This is a genomic window from Pelatocladus sp., from assembly GCF_059505505.1.
Genome location: NZ_JCACKS010000175.1, coordinates 1 through 3293, shown reverse-complemented (window position 1 = coordinate 3293; position 3293 = coordinate 1). Strand labels below are relative to the sequence as shown.

3 protein-coding genes are annotated in these 3293 nt (G+C 42.8%); all 3 read right to left on the bottom strand.

What is annotated here, in order from left to right; all coding sequences use genetic code 11:
• Positions 1 to 1333, bottom strand: a 1333-nt coding sequence (locus AC5JMK_RS13900; protein WP_495910368.1) for a nitrogenase component 1, incomplete at its 3' end; no start/stop codon positions are given.
• A complete protein-coding gene (locus tag AC5JMK_RS13895; RefSeq protein ID WP_495910367.1) occupies positions 1318 to 2463 on the bottom strand; it encodes a nitrogenase component 1 in 1146 nt (381 codons plus the stop codon). The genes AC5JMK_RS13895 and AC5JMK_RS13900, both read right to left, overlap by 16 nt.
• Positions 2423 to 3229, bottom strand: a complete 807-nt coding sequence (locus AC5JMK_RS13890; protein WP_495910366.1) for a nitrogenase component 1 — start codon at positions 3227 to 3229, stop codon at positions 2423 to 2425. The genes AC5JMK_RS13895 and AC5JMK_RS13890 overlap by 41 nt, the downstream gene beginning before the upstream one ends.
• Positions 3230 to 3293 lie beyond the last annotated feature (64 nt).

Here is a 3293-nt window from a genome sequence, read left to right as displayed (position 1 = left end):
AATAGATCCGTTTCTTTGGGGTGTGACAGTTGTGGGTGCGGAATGTGGGATCAAAAGCAATTCTAATTCCCAACTCCTCTGCCATGTATTTTTCCCATGCCGAGCCAAGAACAGCATCAGTATCAACCTCTGTCAAAGCTTGTTTAATCTGATACCCATCAGCAGAAAATACCAAGCGAGGAGAAATACCCATACTTTGCAGTTCTTGCTCCAGAATTGAACGAGATTCACGCATTGTCGAGCGAAATAACAAGACTTCTGGAATCATCTCCAACTCTTCAAAGAGCATTCTCACCAGTCCAATGCCAAGCGTGCCATCCGCAGATACAGCAACTCTACAGTTACGATATCGGGGAATAATCATTAATGCTCGTCGGCGAAGCGTATCTACAACCATTTCTTCGCCTTGTCTGATCAATGGTTCTACTTTCTTTTCTTCTATTTTGAAATGTGCTGCTAATGCCTGCAACCATCGCGTAGTATTTTTTACACCTATTGGTAAAGGTATATGATTGAGGATCAGAGGAATATCATGAGTCTGCTGCATTTTCCGAGCAAACTTATACCCGACATCATGACTGAGAAGAATATTGGCGGTTGCCTCACCAGCTTTCTCCAGTTCTGCAAACGAAGTACCATGAGAAATTACCGTTTGCACCTTAATTCTTAAAGATTTTAACGTTTGCTTTATCCATTGCAAATCAGCCCACCAAGTAGGATTGAGATTTGCTTGTGGTGCAATAATGTTTACAATTCTCGGCTTTTTACCCCTTCTCTTAGTCTGCCTTTTTTTGATAAAAGGAAGTAAAGCCTCTAATCCCATTTCTAAACCATCATAAGCATTGCCTCGAAATCCACCGGCAAGTATAGGAACGAGTTTAGCATTGATCTCTGGCTGAAGATTATTGCATAAACCCTCAATATCTTCACCAATAATATCTGCCGCGCAAGTACCAACGACAAACATCACCTTTGCATGAAAAGATTGATCTGCCTCCTTGATTAAACTTTTGAGTTTCTCAGACGCTCCCATCACTATGTCTGACTCAAAAAGGCGAGTACAACCGACTTTGCGCTTAGTGAAATCAACCTCATGGTTATCATAGCCAGCTGCCACAGTTGACGCGCAACCTTGGGGAGAATGAATCACAATGCTGACATCTTTAATACCAGCAACCATATTGGCAATACCTTCCAAGGCACAACCGACTATAGGATCTTTACTGTGATCACAATTGTCAAAAGTAATTCCAGTAGACATTTTCACCCGTTCTTGTTTGAAGGGTATGGCATTAAAAATAGTAGAGTTTTCGCTTGTTACTCCTGGAAGCATTTTCCTCTCCTCTTCTGTGCATATACGGTACAATCGGGCAAATCTTGGGCTAATTTTCCTGTCAGTGATTGAGCAGATGCTAACCCTGAATTTTTCGGGAATACCATTTGTTTGGTCAACGAACTGCGAGGTCTAAAACCATATTGAAGTGCGGTTTTAATACACTTAGCGACTTTTAAGGCTCCGCGATAGCCGAATCTAGGACAATTTAAGATGGCGTTTAAATCCACAACGGAAATGTGGGGGAAACTCAAGGAAGAACCGAAGTAAACTACAGATTCGGCATCTAAACCGCCGATGAACTCTAATAATTCATCTTCAGTTTGTTTCATTGATTCGTATTTACCAAAAGCTAAAGTCCCCTTGGTAATCAAAATTTCTGGGTCTAAACCTGTCTCTAAGAGATAATCTACACTGGTTTCCCGTGCTTCTGTACTCCAGGGATGGAAGTTATAAATAACCGCACGCATCCCAAAATCACGTTCCAACATATGGGCAATGGACAAGCACTTGATAGCATCATGCCCTTCGATAATGGCTAATTTGCCTTCGATATATTTCTTGGCTTCTTCAAATTCTGTTTTGATGGCTGCATATTCCCGTTCCATCAGGGCTTCTGCTTGTGCTTCCATCCCTAAATATTTTGCCGCCCCGCGCAACCATTTTTCTGTAGCACTGATACCGTATGGCAGAATTGTGGAATTCAAGGGCGTACCAAATTTGTCTGACATGGCTTTACCAATGGTATAGCCAAGATCCAAACATAAGGTACAGTTAACTGCTGCACTTGGTGCTTGTTTGAGTTCTTCTAATGTGCAGTCACCAGCAATCACGCTGTGAACCCTCGCCCCCATTCCTTTGATCAGTCGTTTCAGTTCCTTGACATCACCTTCTACTTCTGTCCTTTCTGGCCCCATCTTCGCACCGACAATATTGACAGCATTGGCTAATTGTGCTTTGCGTTCCGGCGTGGGCGGCTCCATAAAATCTACGATTTGCCGAAATACAATATCAAATCCACTCCGATACTCCCCAGCGAATCCTTCACAATGTATCGTCATGATTTCGGCGTCGATTTCGCCGCGTGCTTTATTGACTACATACCATTGGGATTTGGTTATCGATCGCAATATATCGACCCTTAGAATGACCTAAAATCAAGTCGATATCGCCTCTTTCCTTAACGCGGCTTTCCAGTTCCCACAAATCCGCATTCCAGATCACTTCGATATTATATTCAGCGTGATTTGCTTTCTTGTCTAACTCAGCTAGTCTGGGGTCTTTAGAAGGAGCCTGGTTATCATCACCCAGCAACAGCAATACTGGTTCTAATTCAACTTCCTGACAGAACTCTGCCAAGCCAATTACTAAATCGGGGTCGCCGTAAATAGCTACTCGCTTGTTAGCAAAGTACATATGAGCCAGGTCAGCTAAGGCGTCAATAGCTTTACCTCTTTCTACTACCAAGGATTCTGGAATTGCTTTCCCAGTTAGTTTCTTGATACTTTGCAACCAAGCATCAGTGTTTTTGATCCCAATTGGTGTAGGGCCAACAACCGCGGGAACACCAAACTGCTTCTCCAAAAAGTTAGCTGCGTTACCACCTTCATATTTGCACAGAGCAATGGTACCGATCGCATTTGCAGAATCAGCAATATCTTCGATGGTGGTATTACCAAAGGTAAAGCTGTTTCTATCTGGCATGGTGGGAGCATTGAAGGTTTCGGTATCTAGTAAGATATTACCTTCCACACCCATTTCTGCTAAAATGTGCTTGACTTCTGTCACATCTCCAGGGTTAACCCAACCAGTAATGATGTTTAATTTACCATTTGGTTCGCCTTTCTTGGCTAAGTTAGTCACCAAAGACTGTACCCCGGCATCATATCCTGTCACCTGACTACCTAGGGCAAACGCAGCTTAAAGTGTCACAAGAAATATTGATTGCGAAATGAATGTA